The sequence below is a fragment of the Neobacillus sp. BP17 genome, from assembly GCF_059579525.1.
Genome location: NZ_CM184198.1, coordinates 4,109,209 through 4,126,470, shown reverse-complemented (window position 1 = coordinate 4,126,470; position 17,262 = coordinate 4,109,209). Strand labels below are relative to the sequence as shown.

General features: G+C 40.7%; 20 protein-coding genes. 10 read left to right on the top strand and 10 right to left on the bottom strand.

All coding sequences use genetic code 11. The features are described from left to right. Nucleotides 1–26: 26 nt before the first annotated feature. Complete coding sequence (locus tag AC4QJR_RS20125; RefSeq protein WP_496523982.1) at nucleotides 27–1,304, top strand: DNA polymerase IV; 1,278 nt, start codon at nucleotides 27–29, stop codon at nucleotides 1,302–1,304. Between the two features lie 48 nt (nucleotides 1,305–1,352). Here the strand turns inward: AC4QJR_RS20125 and zwf are convergent, their stop codons facing one another. After that, nucleotides 1,353–2,822 carry a glucose-6-phosphate dehydrogenase gene (gene zwf, locus AC4QJR_RS20120; protein WP_098574933.1) on the bottom strand — a complete coding sequence of 490 codons (1,470 nt, stop codon included), beginning with the start codon at nucleotides 2,820–2,822 and terminating at the stop codon, nucleotides 1,353–1,355. A 283-nt stretch (nucleotides 2,823–3,105) separates the two neighbouring features. On the opposite strand from zwf, the gene rnz reads away from it, so the two are divergent. Next, nucleotides 3,106–4,029, top strand: a complete 924-nt coding sequence (gene rnz / locus AC4QJR_RS20115) for a ribonuclease Z (protein ID WP_496523981.1) — start codon at nucleotides 3,106–3,108, stop codon at nucleotides 4,027–4,029. A gap of 52 nt (nucleotides 4,030–4,081) precedes the next feature. Here rnz and namA read toward each other — a convergent pair whose 3' ends face one another. From namA to proC, 3 genes are all read right to left on the bottom strand, one after another. Then, a complete protein-coding gene (gene namA, locus AC4QJR_RS20110; RefSeq protein ID WP_375375677.1) occupies nucleotides 4,082–5,101 on the bottom strand; it encodes an NADPH dehydrogenase NamA in 1,020 nt (339 codons plus the stop codon). 82 nt (nucleotides 5,102–5,183) lie between these two features. After that, on the bottom strand, nucleotides 5,184–6,323 hold the full coding sequence (locus tag AC4QJR_RS20105) for a glycosyltransferase family 2 protein (RefSeq protein WP_496523980.1): 1,140 nt from the start codon (nucleotides 6,321–6,323) through the stop codon (nucleotides 5,184–5,186). A gap of 58 nt (nucleotides 6,324–6,381) precedes the next feature. Further along, entirely contained in the window at nucleotides 6,382–7,227 is an 846-nt protein-coding gene (gene proC, locus AC4QJR_RS20100; RefSeq protein ID WP_496523979.1) for a pyrroline-5-carboxylate reductase, read from the bottom strand. Between the two features lie 483 nt (nucleotides 7,228–7,710). On the opposite strand from proC, the gene AC4QJR_RS20095 reads away from it, so the two are divergent. Further along, a complete protein-coding gene (locus tag AC4QJR_RS20095) occupies nucleotides 7,711–8,673 on the top strand; it encodes an MBL fold metallo-hydrolase (protein ID WP_496523978.1) in 963 nt (320 codons plus the stop codon). A 28-nt stretch (nucleotides 8,674–8,701) separates the two neighbouring features. Then, complete coding sequence (locus AC4QJR_RS20090) at nucleotides 8,702–9,499, top strand: SDR family NAD(P)-dependent oxidoreductase (protein ID WP_375375681.1); 798 nt, start codon at nucleotides 8,702–8,704, stop codon at nucleotides 9,497–9,499. Between the two features lie 53 nt (nucleotides 9,500–9,552). Here AC4QJR_RS20090 and AC4QJR_RS20085 read toward each other — a convergent pair whose 3' ends face one another. Further along, a complete protein-coding gene (locus AC4QJR_RS20085) occupies nucleotides 9,553–9,744 on the bottom strand; it encodes a YqzH family protein (RefSeq protein ID WP_496523977.1) in 192 nt (63 codons plus the stop codon). Nucleotides 9,745–9,903: 159 nt separating this feature from the next. Here AC4QJR_RS20085 and AC4QJR_RS20080 point away from each other — a divergent pair, with 159 nt between their 5' ends. The 3 genes from AC4QJR_RS20080 (at nucleotide 9,904) to AC4QJR_RS20070 (ending at nucleotide 11,924) form a co-directional block, all read left to right on the top strand. Continuing rightward, nucleotides 9,904–11,163 carry a Y-family DNA polymerase gene (locus tag AC4QJR_RS20080; protein WP_496523976.1) on the top strand — a complete coding sequence of 420 codons (1,260 nt, stop codon included), beginning with the start codon at nucleotides 9,904–9,906 and terminating at the stop codon, nucleotides 11,161–11,163. A gap of 17 nt (nucleotides 11,164–11,180) precedes the next feature. Continuing rightward, nucleotides 11,181–11,516 (top strand): YolD-like family protein, encoded by a 336-nt coding sequence (locus AC4QJR_RS20075; protein ID WP_496523975.1) that lies wholly within the window; start codon nucleotides 11,181–11,183, stop codon nucleotides 11,514–11,516. A gap of 75 nt (nucleotides 11,517–11,591) precedes the next feature. Beyond that, nucleotides 11,592–11,924 carry an iron-sulfur cluster biosynthesis family protein gene (locus tag AC4QJR_RS20070; RefSeq protein ID WP_496523974.1) on the top strand — a complete coding sequence of 111 codons (333 nt, stop codon included), beginning with the start codon at nucleotides 11,592–11,594 and terminating at the stop codon, nucleotides 11,922–11,924. Nucleotides 11,925–11,945: 21 nt separating this feature from the next. Here the strand turns inward: AC4QJR_RS20070 and AC4QJR_RS20065 are convergent, their stop codons facing one another. The 3 genes from AC4QJR_RS20065 to AC4QJR_RS20055 all read right to left on the bottom strand — a co-directional run bounded on the left by AC4QJR_RS20065 (nucleotide 11,946) and on the right by AC4QJR_RS20055 (nucleotide 14,125). Beyond that, nucleotides 11,946–12,866 carry an alpha/beta hydrolase gene (locus AC4QJR_RS20065; RefSeq protein ID WP_496523973.1) on the bottom strand — a complete coding sequence of 307 codons (921 nt, stop codon included), beginning with the start codon at nucleotides 12,864–12,866 and terminating at the stop codon, nucleotides 11,946–11,948. Between the two features lie 137 nt (nucleotides 12,867–13,003). Further along, complete coding sequence (locus tag AC4QJR_RS20060; RefSeq protein WP_180230143.1) at nucleotides 13,004–13,144, bottom strand: hypothetical protein; 141 nt, start codon at nucleotides 13,142–13,144, stop codon at nucleotides 13,004–13,006. A 78-nt stretch (nucleotides 13,145–13,222) separates the two neighbouring features. Next, nucleotides 13,223–14,125, bottom strand: coding sequence for a hydroxymethylglutaryl-CoA lyase (locus AC4QJR_RS20055; protein WP_496523972.1), 903 nt, complete (start codon nucleotides 14,123–14,125; stop codon nucleotides 13,223–13,225). 153 nt (nucleotides 14,126–14,278) lie between these two features. Between AC4QJR_RS20055 and AC4QJR_RS20050 the strand changes: the two genes are divergently transcribed. The 3 genes from AC4QJR_RS20050 (at nucleotide 14,279) to AC4QJR_RS20040 (ending at nucleotide 16,089) form a co-directional block, all read left to right on the top strand. Beyond that, on the top strand, nucleotides 14,279–14,968 hold the full coding sequence (locus AC4QJR_RS20050; RefSeq protein WP_144547582.1) for a CoA transferase subunit A: 690 nt from the start codon (nucleotides 14,279–14,281) through the stop codon (nucleotides 14,966–14,968). Nucleotides 14,969–14,991: 23 nt separating this feature from the next. Then, complete coding sequence (locus AC4QJR_RS20045) at nucleotides 14,992–15,660, top strand: 3-oxoacid CoA-transferase subunit B (protein WP_496523971.1); 669 nt, start codon at nucleotides 14,992–14,994, stop codon at nucleotides 15,658–15,660. A 174-nt stretch (nucleotides 15,661–15,834) separates the two neighbouring features. Continuing rightward, nucleotides 15,835–16,089, top strand: a complete 255-nt coding sequence (locus tag AC4QJR_RS20040; protein WP_251457084.1) for a YqkE family protein — start codon at nucleotides 15,835–15,837, stop codon at nucleotides 16,087–16,089. Between the two features lie 35 nt (nucleotides 16,090–16,124). Here the strand turns inward: AC4QJR_RS20040 and AC4QJR_RS20035 are convergent, their stop codons facing one another. Together AC4QJR_RS20035 and mciZ are read right to left on the bottom strand one after the other, a co-directional pair. Further along, nucleotides 16,125–17,036 carry an aldo/keto reductase gene (locus AC4QJR_RS20035; RefSeq protein WP_496523970.1) on the bottom strand — a complete coding sequence of 304 codons (912 nt, stop codon included), beginning with the start codon at nucleotides 17,034–17,036 and terminating at the stop codon, nucleotides 16,125–16,127. Between the two features lie 63 nt (nucleotides 17,037–17,099). Continuing rightward, nucleotides 17,100–17,231 (bottom strand): Z-ring formation inhibitor MciZ, encoded by a 132-nt coding sequence (gene mciZ, locus AC4QJR_RS20030; RefSeq protein ID WP_496523969.1) that lies wholly within the window; start codon nucleotides 17,229–17,231, stop codon nucleotides 17,100–17,102. Nucleotides 17,232–17,262 lie beyond the last annotated feature (31 nt).

Genomic DNA, 17,262 nt, shown 5'->3' with positions numbered 1-17,262 from the left:
AAAAAGTGAGTTAAGGAAGTGCGAGCATGAAGGAAATGTACCCGAAAAACGGAAGAGTTATTTTACATGTAGATATGAATAGCTTTTATGCATCCGTTGAAATGGCCTATGATCCTAATCTGAAGGGGAAACCACTTGCAATCGCTGGTAATGTCGAGGAACGCAGAGGAATCATTGTCACCTGCAATTACGAGGCAAGAAAATTCGGTGTCAAAACAACGATGGCGCTTTGGGAAGCGAGAAAGCTATGTCCCCAGTTAATCGTCATGAAACCGAATTTTGAGCGCTATCGTGCAGTTTCTATTGCTATGTTTGAAATTCTCAGACATTATACGGAAATTGTTGAACCTGTTTCGATTGATGAAGGATACTTAGATATTACAGAAAGCTTTGAAAAGGGGAGTCCAATTGAAATCGCTGAAAGTATTCAAAAAAGGATATTGGAACAATTAGATATTCCTTGCAGTATAGGGATAGCGCCTAATAAATTTTTAGCGAAAACCGCATCCGATATGAAAAAGCCAATGGGGATTACCATTCTTCGAAAACGTGATATTCCCATAGTTCTTTGGCCGTTGAACACAAACGAAATGCATGGCGTCGGAAAAAAGACAGCGGAAAAATTACAAACAATGGGGATTCATACCATTGGTGAGTTAGCAAAGGGAAATGAGATTCAACTGAAAACACTGCTTGGGATTAATGGAATTCGATTAAAAGAAAGAGCCAATGGGATTGATCACCGCCCAGTTGATCCGGAATCAATTGAGGAATTTAAGAGCATTGGAAATTCAACAACCCTTCCTCGGGATGTTAGTAATCAACAGGAACTACTTCGTGTATTAACATCATTAGCTGAAACGGTTTCCGTTAGACTGAAGCGAAAGAAGGTCCTTGCGGGAACGCTTGGAATCACCATCCGATATAAGGATCGAAGAACGATTACTAGAAGTAAAAAACTTCCGAACCCTATTAATTATAAAGATGAGATATCTTCATTTGCTCAGCAGATTTTCCTGAAAGCTTGGAATGGCGATGCTGTTCGACTGTTAGGAATCACAGGCACCGATTTAGTGGAGCATACCCGAGCCTTTAAACAGCTAGATTTATTTTCTTATGAAAAGGATGCCAAAAAAGAGCCTTTACTAAATACTCTATCTAGTCTTCGTGAAAAATACGGAAAAAAAATCATTGAAAATGCGGGGGAACATCAAGCCCCTTCCTCGGATAATATCGGTACTGGAACGAGCTTTAATAAAGACTTTCTCCAAACTCTTCCCAAAAAAAATAATGACCCAGACTAAAAAGCACCACTTTTGCTTTCATAACAAAAGTAGTGCTTTTTGAATTTCTTATTTACAAATATCTACTTCTAAATCTGTTACCGGCCACCAGAAGAAGCCGTCTTTTTCTAAAAGCTCATCCGCCTTTTTTGGTCCCATGGTTCCAGATTGATAATTTGGAAAGTTGTCAGCCTTGTTATTTTCCCAGACTGCGGAAATTTTATCCACAAAACTCCAAGAATAGGCAACTTCATCCCAATGCGTAAAATTCGTGGCATCGCCCCGCATGCAATCGTAAAGAAGCTTTTCATAGCCTTCAGGCGTGTTCATCGCATGGATGCCGGTGTTGGCAAAGCTAAGTTTTACCTCCTGTGCATCTAAGTGTCCGCCAGCTTTCTTAGCGTTTAGATGCAACGTAATTCCTTCTTCAGGTTGAATATGAATCACTAGTAGATTTGGATTTAACATTTTTTCCGTTTGATAATATAAATTCATTGGAATATCTTTGAATTGAACAACAATTTTGGTTGATTTTGTTGACATTCTTTTTCCTGTCCGAATGTAGAACGGAACACCAGCCCAGCGGAAATTATCAATCATAATTTTACCGGCAACAAAAGTTTCTGTATTCGATTCTTTGTCCACCATCGTTTCATCACGATAGGCAGGAACTGGAACATCCTCAATCGTACCCTCGCCGTATTGGCCGCGGACAAAATAATTATTAACCTCTTCTCCTTCAACCGATCGAAGTGCACGAAACACACGAACTTTTTCGGAACGAATTTCATCGGTAGAGAGGTTGATTGGAGGTTCCATCGCAAGCAAGGCTACCATTTGCATCATGTGGTTTTGAAGCATATCTCTAAGGGCGCCGCTTGTTTCATAATAACGGCCGCGTTCTTCAACCCCGAGGATCTCACTGGAGGTGATTTGAATATTTGAAATATAACGGTTATTCCAAAGCGGCTCAAAAATAGCATTAGCGAAACGTATAACTTCGATATTCCTTACCATTTCTTTCCCTAAATAATGATCGATACGATAGACTTCTTTTTCTTTAAATGCACTTCTAATTTGTCTATTTAACTCGATGGCAGATTCTAAGTCATGTCCAAATGGTTTCTCAATGACGAGGCGTTTATAGCCCTTTACCTCTGTAAGTTTGTCTGATTTTAAGTGTAAAGCAATCGTTCCGAAAAATTCAGGAGCCATTGCAAGGTAAAAGATACGATTGCCTTCTAATTGATAGTTTTCATCAATCTCATCCGCTAAATTTTTTAACAAAGCGTAAGAGTTGGAATCACTAACATCATGCGATTGATAGTAAAAATGCGAGATAAAATCATCAATCTTATCTTTATTTCCTAAGGCTGAGATGACCGAGTCTTTGACTGAATGCTGAAATTCATCATTGGATAGCGATCTTCTTGCAACCCCAATCACCGCAAATTTAGTTAATTTTCCTTTCTCATATAACCGGTAAAGGGAAGGAAACAACTTCCTTTTTGCTAAATCACCAGTCGCACCAAAAATCATAATTAATGAAGTCATGTTTCCAGTTTGCTCCAAAGTAAATACCTCTTTTCTGTTTATGTAAAAATGTATATTGCTCTTATGTTTATATTGTTTGATTTTATCTCATTCGACTAGACTTCGCAAAAATAATACAACGCAATTTGACAATTTTTTTTATTTTTCACAAAATAATCCCTGATATTCACTAATTACTAGCTGCCCATGGAGGAGAAAATAATATTTTTTTGTGCTATATTATCAATATTGGAATCCAAGGAACGGAATTTGAGAGGAGTTTATTATTGTGGATATTTTTTTCCTAGGAACAGGGGCTGGAATGCCGGCAAAACTCCGCAATGTCACGTCCATTGCACTGAAATTGCTTGAGGAGCGGGGGGCGGTTTGGTTATTCGATGCCGGTGAGGCTACCCAGCATCAAATTTTGCATACTCCCATAAAACCACGGCGAATCGAAAAAATCTTTATTACACATCTTCACGGTGATCATATCTACGGGCTGCCAGGATTATTATCAAGCCGCTCTTTTCAAGGCGGGGAATCAGAGGTAACCGTTTATGGCCCCAAAGGGATAAAAGACTATATTCATGTCAGTCTATCAATAAGCCAGACTTATTTGAAATATCCTCTAGTTGTCATTGAAATTGAAGAGGGAATTATTTTTGAGGATGAGCAGTTTTTAGTGGAATCCCGCCGGCTAGACCACGGTATACCTTCCTATGGGTATCGGATAGTAGAAAAGGACAGGCCTGGAACATTACTTGCTGATAAATTGAAAGAAGCAGGGGTCCAGCCGGGGCCAATCTTTAGAAAAATTAAAAATGGTGAAGCTGTAACTCTTGATGATGGCAGAACGATTGATCCAACTGAGTTTCTTGGTCCTGAACAGAAGGGGAGAGTTGTGACGATTTTAGGGGATACCCGCTACTGTGAAAATGCCATTTCATTGGCTATGAATGCCGATCTTTTGGTACATGAAGCGACTTTTTCTGCTCATGAAGAAAAGCTGGCCCATGACTATTTTCATTCAACCACACATCAGGCTGCAGATGTTGCAAAGAAGGCCCATAGTAAATTGTTGTGTCTTACACACATAAGCTCTCGTTATGACCGCAATGCTTGGCAAGAGTTAGTAGATGAGGCGAAAGAAGTATTTTCGAATACGGATATTGCTGAGGATTTTAAAGAAATAAAGCTGCCACTTAAATAATATAAAAACACACTTACCTAAGTTATAGGTAAGTGCGTTTGATTTAAATGGTTCAAATCCAGCCGCGTTCGTATTGTTTTGGTCCTTCAATATTTACACCAAGCTCCTTCGCTGCAGTCCTCGGCCAATACGGATCGCGAAGCAATTCACGAGCTAAAAAGACTAAATCGGCTCTTTCATTTTGTAAGATTTCCTCCGCTTGGATCCCCGTAGTGATTAATCCTACCGCACCGGTGGGAATGCTGGCACCATTCTTAATGGTTTCCGAGTATTTTACTTGGTATCCGGGATATACGTCAATATGGGCAGGGACAAGCGCACCAGAACTTACATCGATTAAATCGACACCTTGTTCTTTCATCCATTGACTATAATGTATGTAATCATTTGGAGACAATCCTTCTTCGTGGTAATCATGTGCGGAAACTCTCACAAATAATGGACCATCCCAAACGGTTTTTACGGCATCAATCACATCGCGGAGGAATCTGTAGCGGTTCTGTGCTGATCCCCCGTATTCGTCAGTTCTTTTATTGGATAGCGGCGAAAGGAATTCGTTGATAAGATACCCATGAGCACCATGGATTTCGATTACATCGAAACCAGCTTTTGCAGCACGCTCTGCGCCTTTTTTAAATGCTTCGATTGTTTCTTCGATATCTGTTTTGGACATTTCCTTTGGCGTTTTCATTTTCTCATTAAAAGCTAGTGCAGATGGAGCAAGAATTTCACCTTCTAACACTGCTTTTCTGCCAGCATGGGCGAGTTGAATGCCTGTTTTGGCTCCATGCTCTTTCATTAGACTTACAAGCTCAGTGAAGCCCTCTACATGCTTATCACTCCATATACCTAAATCACGAGGTGTAATTCTGCCTTGAGGTGTTACCGATGTTGCTTCAACAATAATCAGCCCTACCTGGCCAACTGCCCTGCTTGTATAGTGAGTGCGATGCCAGTTTTGTATATGTCCATCTTCGTTATGACTCGAATACATGCACATGGGCGCCATGACAACTCGATTTTTAAATGTGACACCCTTTATGGTATAGGGGGAAAATAGTTTTACTGCCATTTTAGAAGCCTCCATAAAATTAAATAATAAACATTCCTTTTTAGTATAGCAAAAGGAATGTTTTATTGAAAAAAAACAGTTTCTACTCTTCCTCCCGGAGTTCGCTTAACCGATAGGTGGTTCCCCTCCAAACAATCCCGCCGCGCTTAAAGGTTAGAAGGCTTGCCCGGATAATTGAATAAATAAATAGTAAGGCTGTGATTGGCAAAACCAAAAACATGAGCGGAGAGAATAAGGTTAGTTTTTTTATGACCATTACATAAAGTATTCCACTTATTATTATATTTCCGATGGATAATAGGGCAACAGTCTTGTTCCCGGAAAAAATCATCAAAAAGGGCAGAACGTTGGTGATAAATACACCGAGGATTGCAAAAATCACCATACTGATTCGGTAGTGTAATCCGGCAAATGTATTCTTTTCTAGCCCGATGAAGGCCTCCTTTAAACTTCCATACCATTCTACTTCGATTAAATGTAATGCAGTTATGATTCTTTGTCGATAACCAGCCTTTTTCATCTTCATCCCAAGCTGTAAGTCATCATCCGGGCGCATTTTTATTCTTTCATGTGTTCCGAATGACTCATAAGATTCTTTTAAAACAAGATTAAAAGCGCCGATTCCTGTTCCAATCTTTGATTTGGGGTTGTTGGCTAACCACGGGCGTTTGAAATATGAAAAGCCAAACAGGAAAAAGGCAACAAATGATTTTAACCAAAACCGTTTAGCGCTTAAGTTTGGCGCTGCAGTTAGGTGATCCAATTTATTTCTTTCAAAATAATGGAGCGCTTTTGCGAATGCTTGTTTTTCAAAATGTATGTCGGCATCAGTAAACAATAGCCATCTACCTGAAGCATGACATGCACCAGTGTACAAGGCGTTATTCTTCCCAAGCCAGCCCTCAGGTAATTTCTCAATATGGATAACCCTTATGCGTGGGTCTCTTGTTGTTAATTCTTCCATAATAGTACCTGTGGCATCAGTGGACCGATCATTGACGAGAATCCATTCCACATTTTTGTAGGTTTGCTCTAACTGGCTGAGGATGCTTGCAGCAATCTGCTTTTCCTCATTACGGGCAGAAACTACTACAGTCAACAATGCTCCTTGCGCTAAGTCTTCCTCTTTTTCTAATGGATCTATTTTTCGCAGCCCAATCATTCCGTCTATAAGAAAGATAATCCAGACTAGAATTCCTAATGAAAATAAAATCGTTAGCATGCATGACACTTCCCTAGCCTTTTTTCCTAGTTTAAAGTAATAAAGGCAAAAATCCAATTTAGGAAGGTTGGTCGGCAGTTTGAAGCTTAGAACTTAATTCAGTTCCCATTTTTTTAGATTGGGCCGTTGCTGCTTTGATACATGAAATGAAAGCCTCTTGTACCCCGTGTTCCTCAAGCACTCGAATCCCAGCTTCTGTTGTTCCGCCAGGACTTGTTACGTCTTTACGCAGCTGGGTAGAAGATTTACTTGAGTTTTTGACCATTTCTGCTGCACCAAGCAGTGTTTGTACAATCAATTCACTGGCCATATCTTTTTCAAGACCAACTTCAACGGCACTTTTCTCCATTGCTTCAATTAGATAATAAATATAGGCGGGGCCGCTGCCGGAAAGTCCAGTTACGGCATCTAATTGTTCTTCTTCCACAACGGAAGCCATGCCGACGGTTCCAAATAAGGTTTTAGTTGTTTCTAACTGAGAATCGGTAACACGATGATTCACGGCAACAGCAGTAGCTGATTTTCCAACCGCTGCCGAGGTATTTGGCATGGACCTTACAATCGCAAGTGGGATTCTTGCCAATGTTTCAATGGTATTCATGGATACACCTGCTAAGACAGAAACGACGAGCATCTCTTCAGTTAAGTGTTCACGAATCGATTGAATAGCAGTCGCGACGTCTTTTGGTTTCATGGCTAACATCACAATGTCTGTTTGATCAAACAGTTCATTCAAATTATAAGTCGTTCGAATTCCATAACGTGTTTCTAATGTTGCTAATCTTTCTTGATTAGAATTGTTCGTGATCCAAATATTTTTTTTATCAATAAAACCATTTTCAAGAATTCCTGAAATGAATGCTTCAGCCATCGATCCTGCGCCAATAATTGCGATTTTTTTCATGTTTATTCCTCCTTTATTTTACCGAAAACATAAAAAAACCCTTCATCCATAAAGGACGAAAGGTTTCGCTTCCGTGGTACCACCTTCATTTACCCTTGCTTAAATTTCAAGAAGGGTTCACTCGACTCCGATAACGCCGGATGTGCGTTAGGTTTTCCTAAGTGCTCCTAAGGTAGGTTCAATGATTAAGAGGGCGGTGAAGTCTTTCAGCCATCGAACTTCACTCTCTTTCGCCATTTCTCATTTACTGGCCTTATTCATCGCTTTAGCGAATCAAATTTTTACTAGATTATGCAAGATAAACAACCTATCTGTCAATAGATAAATTTAGCGAATTTTTTATTTTTTCTAAAAAATTATGCAGAAATAATGACAATTGGTTTAAAAGTCGCTACACTTTAGTATATATAATAAATGTCACATAATGTTCGTATTTATACCATTGGATTCTTTATTCAAAAATAATGATAAGGGGTTTTAGGAATGACAAAATGGAAAGACGGAATAGCAAAAATTACGGTGCCGACTCCTTTTGCGGTTGGGGATGTCAATGTTTATTTGATTAAAGGCGAGCGCTTAACACTTGTTGACGCGGGAGTGAAAACGGAAGAGTCCTGGATGTCGTTTAAGGAGCAATTAGAGGATTTAGGCTTAAGTCCTGCTGATATCGAGCAGGTGATTCTAACGCATCATCACCCTGATCATGTTGGTATGCTTGATTACTTTCCAGACACCTTAGAAGTATATGGTCATCAACTGAATGAACGATGGATTCATCCCACTGAAGCTTTTTTTCAAGAGCAAGAAGAATTTTTTCGTGTGTATTTTCTAGAATTCGGTCTGCCTGAAGAATACTTTCCTTTGCTTTCAAATTTAAGAAAAACATTGAAATATTCTTGCAACCGCTCATTGACTGGCCATCTTGTTGAGGGAATGAGACCTCCTGGGCTTAATGAATGGCAGGTCATTGAAACACCGGGGCATGCCCAAAGCCATATTGCCCTCTACCGGGAAAAGGATGGAATTTTAATTGGCGGAGATTTAATTTTAGCACATATCTCACCCAACCCATTGCTAGAGCCGCCAGCCCCTGGGGAAACAGAAAGACCGAAGCCACAGCTGCAGCATAATGACTCAATGAAGAAGCTGCTTTCGTATCCCATTCAATGTGTCTACACAGGGCATGGGGAGGAAGTTTATAAGTTAGCAGAGTTGGTTGATAAACGATTGGTGCGGCAGCACGAGCGGGCCATGACGGTTCATAGCTGGTTAAAAGAAGAAGAGATGACCGTATTTGAAATCTGTAAACGCTTGTTTCCGTCGGTTTACCAGCGCGAACTGATGCTGACCATTTCCGAAACCGTCGCACAACTTGACTATTTATCATCTATTGGGGAGATTAGTAGTAAGGGGACGAATCCTGTTCTTTTTCAGGCTAAAATTTAGTTGGAATCAACTCAGATGAGGTGTAGAAATGGTTAGGGAACAATTAAAAGGTAAAAATATCGTGATTACTGGTGCATCAGGAGGTATCGGAGCAGAAATCGCTAAACTTTGTGCTTCTAGCGGGGCCAATCTTGTGCTATTAGCACGAAGTATTAGTAAGCTCGAGCAATTGCGAATGGACCTCCAGCAAAAGCATCCCGTTAAAGTTGCTGTTTATCAGTTGGATGTGTCGGACACAGCTGAGGTAAAGAAGGTTTTTCAACGGATTTTCGATACAATTGGGGATATTGATATCCTTGTTAATAATGCCGGCTTTGGAGTCTTCCGTGAAGCCCATTTGGCGACATTGGATGAAATTAAAGGCATGTTTGATGTCAATGTGGTTGGGCTGATGGCCTGCACAAGCATGGTGCTGCCGAAAATGCGTGAAAGGCGTTTTGGCCATATTATTAATATTGCCTCTCAAGCTGGGAAAATTGCCACACCTAAATCAAGTGTCTACTCGGCCTCAAAGCATGCGGTTCTTGGTTACACCAACTCATTGCGGATGGAATTAGCAGATGTTAATGTACTTGTAACCTCTGTGAATCCTGGTCCAATCGCTACCAATTTTTTTAATATTGCCGACGAAAAAGGCACCTATGTTAAAAATGTGCAGAGATTTATGCTTAAGCCCGAGTATGTCGCCGAGAAGGTCGTTGACAGTATGCTGACGAAAACAAGGGAGATTAATTTGCCGCGTTGGATGAATATGGGGAGCGTTGTGTACGTACTCTTCCCCCGACTGTTTGAACGGATTGGCAGACGGGCTTTTAATCAGAAATAAACAATGAAGCAGAAAGCCTCTCATCAGGGGCTTTTTTTGTTTTGATGGCATAATTAGCCTGTTAAAAATTCATACACTGTATCATTGATGACCTCGTATAAGTCTGCAGTTGGTTCGTCCTCTTTTAATTGGATAATTCGCTTTGTGAGCATCTCCAAATCCTTTTCACCAATAGGCATGGAGTCCGCTTCGTAATATTGTTTAAAACAATTTTTAATCATCTTCCCGACTAGTTTTTTATCCATAAACATGCACCTCACTCACATTATACTATTTTTTATCCAGTTTCCATAAATGAATAAATGCCAAAAAATTTCCATTGAATACGAACGCATATTCGCTTATGATAGTGAATATAATAAAAAGGAACGAATGTTCGATATTTAAGTTGTGAGGGATCAGTCATGGTGGATTACAGCGTACTGCCACAAAATAAAATTTTATGTGTGGACATGAAGAGTTTTTATGCCAGTTGTTCGGCTGTCATGCACGGCCTTGACCCAATGGAATGTTATTTAGCCGTTGTCGGTCAAAAAGAGCGGCAGGGAAGCATTGTCCTGGCTGCTTCACCGCGAATGAAAAAAGAATTTGGCATCAAAACGGGTTCGCGAATGTTTGAGATTCCCAATGACCCGAGGATTCAAATTGTGGAACCGAAAATGGCAACCTATTTGCGAATTGCGACAGAAATTTCGCGTGTATTTAATCGCTATGTTCCAAAAGAAGCAATTCATGTCTATAGCGTCGATGAAAGCTTTATTAAAGTGGATGGTGCGATGCAGTTGTGGGGGGATGCCCACACGATCGCCCGAAAAATAAAGAATGATATTGAACGGGAGTTTCAATTGCCATGTGCCGTTGGAATTGGCCCGAACATGCTACTGTCGAAGCTATGTCTCGACCTTGATGCCAAGAAAAAGGGAGTGGCCGAGTGGACATATGAAGATGTCCAAACCAAGCTTTGGAAGCTGTCTCCGCTTAGAGAAATGTGGGGGATCGGCAGGCGCGTGGAAAAAACATTAAATGGGATGGGCATTTTTACTGTCGGTCAGCTCGCTCGCTATGATTTAGAAACGTTGGAAAAGAAATTTGGCATCATGGGAAACCAGCTTTATTATCATGCCTGGGGTGTTGATCTCTCTGAATTGGGTGCACCGCTTATTCAAGGGCAGATTAGCTTTGGAAAAAGTCAAATTCTGTTAAGGGACTATAAAGAGGAAGCGGAAATTAAGACGGTCATTTTAGAAATGTGTGAGGAGGTAGCAAGGAGGGCACGGACGCATCGAAAGGCAGGGAGAACGATTAGTCTCGGAGTCGGCTATAGCCAGGATGAATTTGGCGGCGGTTTTCATCGCTCGAGAACGATCGGACAGCCAACAAATGTGACGATGGAGCTTTACCGTGTTTGCCTTGAATTATTTCATGAGCATTATACCGGAAAGACGGTACGGCAAATTTCGATTGCCATCAGCAATATTGTTGAAGACATCGAGCTTCAGCTTGACCTTTTCGACATGGGTGCTTATAAGCGGCGTGAGCTTGGCTATGTGGTAGATACGGTGCGCAGACGCTTTGGCTCAGGTGCTTTGTTGCGCGCTGTTTCTTATACGGCAGCCGGAACGGCTAAACACCGGGCCACACTTGTCGGCGGACATAAAAGATAGGAAAGAAGGAGAGGCGTATGATTCGTGACCGCGGAAGAATCAAATGGACGTCGATGATGCTTCCTGAGCATGTGAAATTACTCAGGGATTGGGTGAAGGAGGATCGGTATGAACAGAAACGAGAGATGGATGAACAGCAGATGGAACTCATGAACGAGATTTTATCTGAAGCGATTGAGTATAATCAGTACGTAACAATTACCCATTACCGAAATCGGAACTATGAAATCGTGATTGGCAAAATCCATTACTGGGATGAACTAACTCAAAGGCTTCATGTATTGGACCGCTTTGAAGAGGTGCACCGGATTCCGATGGATGCCATTGCTGACATTCGGATGACGGAGACTTAACTATGAGCAAAGTTGAGTCAACCTCACGTAACATGTGGTACAATCACCATATGCTAAACAGAGGGGGTAATCAACGTGGAAATCAATATAACGGCAGCGGCAGCTGAAAAAATAAATCAAAGAGTTCATGGTCGAGAAGGCTACTTAAAGCTAAAATATGATACCGACGGCTGTGGTTGTGCGGTTAATGGGGTAGTGGCATTGTGGTTTGTCCCGAATCTAGATTCAGATGATATTGCGATTGAAACAAATGATCGAACGGTGTATGTGGAAAAATCAAAAATAGTTTTTTTTGATGAGCAAATGAAAATTGATTTTTCTAATGCGGCCAATTGCTTTCAACTAAAGAGTCCACAGCAGATCCTTAATGGTCATATGAGCTTACTAATCAAAGAAAAAACAGACTGATCCATTTTGGACAGTCTGTTTTTAGCTTGGTAAGGGATGATCAACATACTTTTGTAAAAATTCATCAATTACCCGTTCATAATCAGCCCGGTTTTCGTTAAAGGACTGAGCGTGGCGGCCATTAGCTGCTAAATAGAGCATTTTAGGCCCTTTTTTATGTTCGAACAAATCCTTTGACATGGTCGGAAGAATAAAATCATCCTTTTGGCTGTGAATAAACAAAATCGGATGTTTGATATTTTCGATGACCGAAATCGGTGATACATTTCGAATCGAATATTTATCCCGCAGACGTAAAAGTGCATCACCAAGCGGCAATAAAAGGCTAGGGATGAGCTTAAAATCCTTTTTAATGAGATAGGCAAGCTGCTCCTTAAAATCCGAAAATGGACAATCAGCAATATAAAAATCAGCACCGTCCTCAAGAAGCCCAGCATAGAGAAGCATGGTAGCGGCCCCCATCGATTCGCCATGAATTCCCAGTTCCAGCTGAGAGCCTTTTTCTTTTTTGAGCCAATCGACAACAGTTTTTAAATCAAATTTTTCATAATGACCAAAGCTAGTGGTTTTGCCCCCGGATTCCCCGTGGCGGCGATGGTCATAAATTAATGTATTAAACCCCCGCGCTAAAAACAGATTAGCGTATTTAATCGAATTAACTTTTGTTTCGGTTACACCATGAGAGATAATGATATAACGATTGGTCTGATGCGGTTCAACGAGCAGAGCTTTAATCATATAACCAAAAGGGGAAGGGATATCTATTTCCCGCTTCGGCAAGGATTCAAATTCCTCAGGATTATATCTGCCAGCCTCTTTTTCACGTCTTAAAATTAAATCCTCATCCTTCTTTTTCATATACATAAGGCGGTTTGTAAAATACAAACCGAGAGATAACCAGAATAACAACAAGGCAATCAAGGTTCGGAATGTCTTCTTCACCAATGGCACCTCCTGTGTTTTTTAATATAAGGTATGAAAAAAGTAATCTCCAAGCGCCCATAAATTAACAGTTTTAATTTTAGCATAAAAAAAGCCGCTGGCACTAACGAGCGGCTTCCTGAGTTGACCAAAATAATTTATTGCTCAGCGTTTTGTCTTTTGGTAGGGTGGATTGCTTTTTCGACTTCTTCAGCAGCCATCACTCGCTGTCCTCCACCAGCAGTCTCCGCATAGTTTTTTCCTTTTTGACTGGAACCCTTATCGCGTTTTTGGCTCAAAATAATCAGTCTCCCTTCAAGCTAGTCTCAATTAATAAGATGCATTAGTAGTAGAATGATTATTCACTGAAAGTTAATTTAGACAGTTTGCGCATGCAGGCGATAGTATCCGCTTTCAATTTGCCGGGAGAGATGAGGGCGAATGACTTCAATCGCATCAATCAATTTATTCAAATCAACCCCTGTATCAATTCCCATCCGTTCAAGCATATAAACCACGTCCTCTGTTGCTACATTTCCAGAGGCACCAGGTGCAAATGGACAACCGCCAAGCCCGCCGGCAGAGGTATCGAATCGGTCAATTCCTGCCTGGAGAGAGGCATAAATGTTCGCAAGGGCAAGCTTTCGTGTATCATGATAATGGGCAGTTAAAAGTGTATGAGGAAAAAGACTGTTCAATTGGGAAAACAAAGCAAAGCACTCATCAGGAGTTGCCATCCCGATGGTATCGGCGACGCTTAATTCATCGACACCTGCATCAACAAATTCTTGGCAAAGCTTTATCGTATCACTTTCATTGATTTTTCCCTCATAAGGACAATAAAAGGAGGTAGAAATGCAGGCCCGGACAAAATAATTCTTCTCCTTTAATTCAGAAATGATCGGTACAAGTTCTGTCATACTGTCCTTTGTTGTTTTATTAATATTTTTAAGATTAAAGCTATTGCTGACGCCCACAAATACAGCAACAGCTTGACAATTGGTAGAGTATACCCTGTCAATCCCTCTACGGTTCGGTGCTAGAACAATATCTCTGGAATCAGCATCAAGGCAGTCGGCTGCTATTTCAGCGGCATCGTTCATTTGAGGCACCCATTTCGGTGATACAAACGACGTGAGTTCCATTTCCTGAAGACCAGCAGTTCTTAATCCATTGATAAATTGTTTTTTTATATCAGTGGGTACAAATAACTTTTCATTTTGCAGCCCGTCACGAGGACCTACCTCGATGATCGTGACCTTTTTAGGTAAATTTAGCATTCATTTTCCACCTCCGATAATCATACTTTCATTGTAGTGGTGTTAATTTCAAAAAAGCAAGAATAATAGAAATTTTGACAAAATAAAAGGACTTTTTCGTATTTTACTAGAAATAATAAAGGAAAAAAGGATGGATGAAGGAGGGAAAACTGGATGAAGAAAATTTGTACATCCTTCCAGGAGGCAGTTGCCGATATTCATGATGGGGCTACCCTGATGGTTGGTGGATTTGGGTTGTGCGGAATACCGGAAAATCTGATTCTGGCCTTAGCAGAAAAAGGCGTGAAGGATTTAACGGTCATTTCAAATAACTGTGGGATTGATGAGTGGGGGTTAGGGTTGCTCCTAAATAATAAACAAATCAAAAAGATGATTGGATCCTATGTAGGTGAAAATAAAGAGTTTGAGAGACAGGTTTTAACTGGTGAACTAGAGGTAGAATTAACGCCTCAAGGCACACTCGCTGAAAAAATCAGGGCAGGCGGGGCTGGGATTCCAGCATTTTATACACCTGCTGGAGTAGGAACTCCGGTTGCAGAGGGGAAAGAAACGAAGATTTTTAACGGAAGAGAATACCTGCTAGAAGAGGCACTAACGGCCGATTTTAGTCTTGTGAGGGCTTGGAAGGGTGACAAAATGGGAAATCTTGTTTACCACAAAACGGCACGGAATTTTAACCCGATGATTGCGGCGGCTGGGAAAGTAACGATTGCAGAAGTGGAAGCGCTTTATGAAATTGGTGAATTAGATGCTAATTTTATTCATACTCCAAGCATCTATGTGCAAACAATCATTGAAGGAACACAGGAAAAACGAATCGAGAGATTGACAGTGAGCAAATAGTTTTGGGGAAGGGAGAGAGTACAATGGCGGATGAAAAAGTCTCTGTCAGAGAGAGAATTGCAATCAGGGCAGAGAAGGAAATTGAAAATGGTTTTTATGTAAACCTAGGCATTGGTATGCCAACCCTGGTTGCCAATTATATGTCAGCTAATAAACAAGTGGTCTTGCAGTCTGAAAATGGTCTTCTTGGCATCGGGCCATATCCAGGTGCGGACGAGGTGGATCCTGATTTAATCAATGCTGGTAAAGAGACAGTTACGGCGATAAGTGGTGCCGCCTATTTCGATAGTGCCGAATCGTTTGCGATGATACGTGGCGGCCATGTCAATTTGGCGATCCTTGGTGGAATGGAAGTATCCGAAACGGGTGATTTAGCGAATTGGATGATCCCAGGAAAAATGATTAAGGGCATGGGCGGGGCGATGGATCTTGTCCATGGAGCTCAAAAAATAATTGTAATCATGGAGCATGTTAATAAAAAAGGTGAATCAAAAATATTGAAAGAGTGCACGCTTCCTCTTACAGGTAAAGGGGTAGTCAATCGGATTATCACCGAGCGCGCAGTCATGGATGTGACGGACGCTGGTCTTAAGTTGGTGGAAGTAGCAAAAGGGTTTACAATTGAGGAAGTCGTCAATTCTACAGAAGCCGCACTATCAGTGGACGAAAATGTGAAAATTGAATCTTATTGAGATAGCCACTCTGTTGATTGGAGCGAAGCCGCCTGGAGTGGGAATCAACAGACTAATTAAAAGAGCCAATAATATAGAATAGCAGGCTGCAAGAAAATAAAGCCTGCTTTTTCCTGTGGGCATTTTTGATGACATGATATAATATAAATGAATTTTGACAACGGAGGCGTTTTGATGAAAAAGCAAAACAGACAAAAAAATCAATCGAAACCCAAAAAGGATGATTCAGCGGTCACGCTTGGCGATATGATCAATCCAAATTTATTTAAACAATTAAAAGATCAACAGGAACAGCTGAAAGCAGCAGAAGAAAAAAGAAAAGAAGAAGAAGAGCAAAGAAAACGGGAAGAAAGAAGATTAAAAGAAAAAAACAAATCATTTGAAGAACTATTAAATGAAAGCGGCATGAATTGGAAAGAGTTTAAATAAAGATGATAAAAAGGAGAGCGGATAAACGCTCTCCTTTAACGATGTTCTTTATAGATACTTACTTTCGTTAATTCTTTAATGAGAGAAACTTCTTCAGCAGAAAGTGCTTGACTTCTAACTGCTTTCGCATTATTTCTAATTTGCTCTGGACTGCTAGCCCCGGCAATAACAGAAGCAACAACAGGATTAGCGAGATTATACTGAAGGGCGATCTCTGTAAAGGAGCGTGAGTCCGCTAGTCTTTCCTTTAGGATTGGCAAAACTTCATTCAGCTCGGTTAAGCTATAGTCTTGATACCCCTTATCGGTTGCTTTCTCCAGCATTTTATCACTTAAAAGGCCTTTGGCAAGCGGGCCGCGGCTTACAACGCTTACACCAAACTCTTGCAGTAATGGAAGTGCTTCTTCTTCAGGACGGCGGTCTAGGATACTATATTGCATCATCACGGAAACGAGACTCGACTTTTTCACATATTCCCTAATGACATTGGGGCGGATCGATGAAATCCCGTAATAACGGATAAAGCCTTCTGCTTTTAATTCTTCGAATGCTTCGATCGTTTCCTCAATAGGATCATCAATTGTACCGCCATGCAGCTGATAGAGATCGATATAGTCCGTGCCTAGTCGTTTAAGACTTTGTTTGACTTCTTCCTTTATATATGACTTCGATGGATCCCATGACCATCCTTTCTTATCCTGATTCCAGCGGTTTCCAACCTTGGTGGCAATAATCACATTTTCACGTACATCCTTTAATGCAGCTCCGACAATTCTTTCGTTTTCACCAAAATCATATAAATCAGCCGTATCATAATAATTAATACCTTCCTCAAGTGCGGTCTCAATAATATTTCGTGCCGTTTTCTCTTCGGTACCAATTGACATACAGCCAAGCCCTAATTCTGTTACATACAAATCTGAATTTCCAAGTTTTCTCTTTTTCAAAAAATCACCTGTCCTTTTTTTACAATTTTAATAAAGAAAAGGACAGACTACAATCGAAAGGCATTATTTTTGATTGACCTTTTCAACCCATTCGGAAACGGTGTGATGATCTTTGTTATATTCTTTTAGTTTCTGAACTATTTCCCACCCCTTTCCAACAAGAATGATTCCCTTTTCGTGAACGTACACCTTCATCTCATACCCTCCAATTAAAGTATGGTAAAAT

Excerpts from the sequence above, each read along its gene's own strand:
- AC4QJR_RS20125 (WP_496523982.1), top strand. The coding sequence starts at position 27 with ATGAAGGAAATGTACCCGAAAAACGGAAGAGTTATTTTACATGTAGAT.
- proC (WP_496523979.1), bottom strand. The coding sequence starts at position 7,227 with ATGAAAAAAATCGCAATTATTGGCGCAGGATCGATGGCTGAAGCATTC.
- AC4QJR_RS20090 (WP_375375681.1), top strand. The coding sequence starts at position 8,702 with ATGGTTAGGGAACAATTAAAAGGTAAAAATATCGTGATTACTGGTGCA.
- AC4QJR_RS20080 (WP_496523976.1), top strand. The coding sequence starts at position 9,904 with ATGGTGGATTACAGCGTACTGCCACAAAATAAAATTTTATGTGTGGAC.
- mciZ (WP_496523969.1), bottom strand. The coding sequence starts at position 17,231 with ATGAAGGTGTACGTTCACGAAAAGGGAATCATTCTTGTTGGAAAGGGG.
- namA (WP_375375677.1), bottom strand. The coding sequence starts at position 5,101 with ATGGCAGTAAAACTATTTTCCCCCTATACCATAAAGGGTGTCACATTT.
- AC4QJR_RS20085 (WP_496523977.1), bottom strand. The coding sequence starts at position 9,744 with ATGGATAAAAAACTAGTCGGGAAGATGATTAAAAATTGTTTTAAACAA.
- AC4QJR_RS20050 (WP_144547582.1), top strand. The coding sequence starts at position 14,279 with ATGAAGAAAATTTGTACATCCTTCCAGGAGGCAGTTGCCGATATTCAT.
- AC4QJR_RS20045 (WP_496523971.1), top strand. The coding sequence starts at position 14,992 with ATGGCGGATGAAAAAGTCTCTGTCAGAGAGAGAATTGCAATCAGGGCA.
- AC4QJR_RS20105 (WP_496523980.1), bottom strand. The coding sequence starts at position 6,323 with ATGCTAACGATTTTATTTTCATTAGGAATTCTAGTCTGGATTATCTTT.
- AC4QJR_RS20075 (WP_496523975.1), top strand. The coding sequence starts at position 11,181 with ATGATTCGTGACCGCGGAAGAATCAAATGGACGTCGATGATGCTTCCT.
- AC4QJR_RS20040 (WP_251457084.1), top strand. The coding sequence starts at position 15,835 with ATGAAAAAGCAAAACAGACAAAAAAATCAATCGAAACCCAAAAAGGAT.
- AC4QJR_RS20095 (WP_496523978.1), top strand. The coding sequence starts at position 7,711 with ATGACAAAATGGAAAGACGGAATAGCAAAAATTACGGTGCCGACTCCT.
- zwf (WP_098574933.1), bottom strand. The coding sequence starts at position 2,822 with ATGATTTTTGGTGCGACTGGTGATTTAGCAAAAAGGAAGTTGTTTCCT.
- AC4QJR_RS20055 (WP_496523972.1), bottom strand. The coding sequence starts at position 14,125 with ATGCTAAATTTACCTAAAAAGGTCACGATCATCGAGGTAGGTCCTCGT.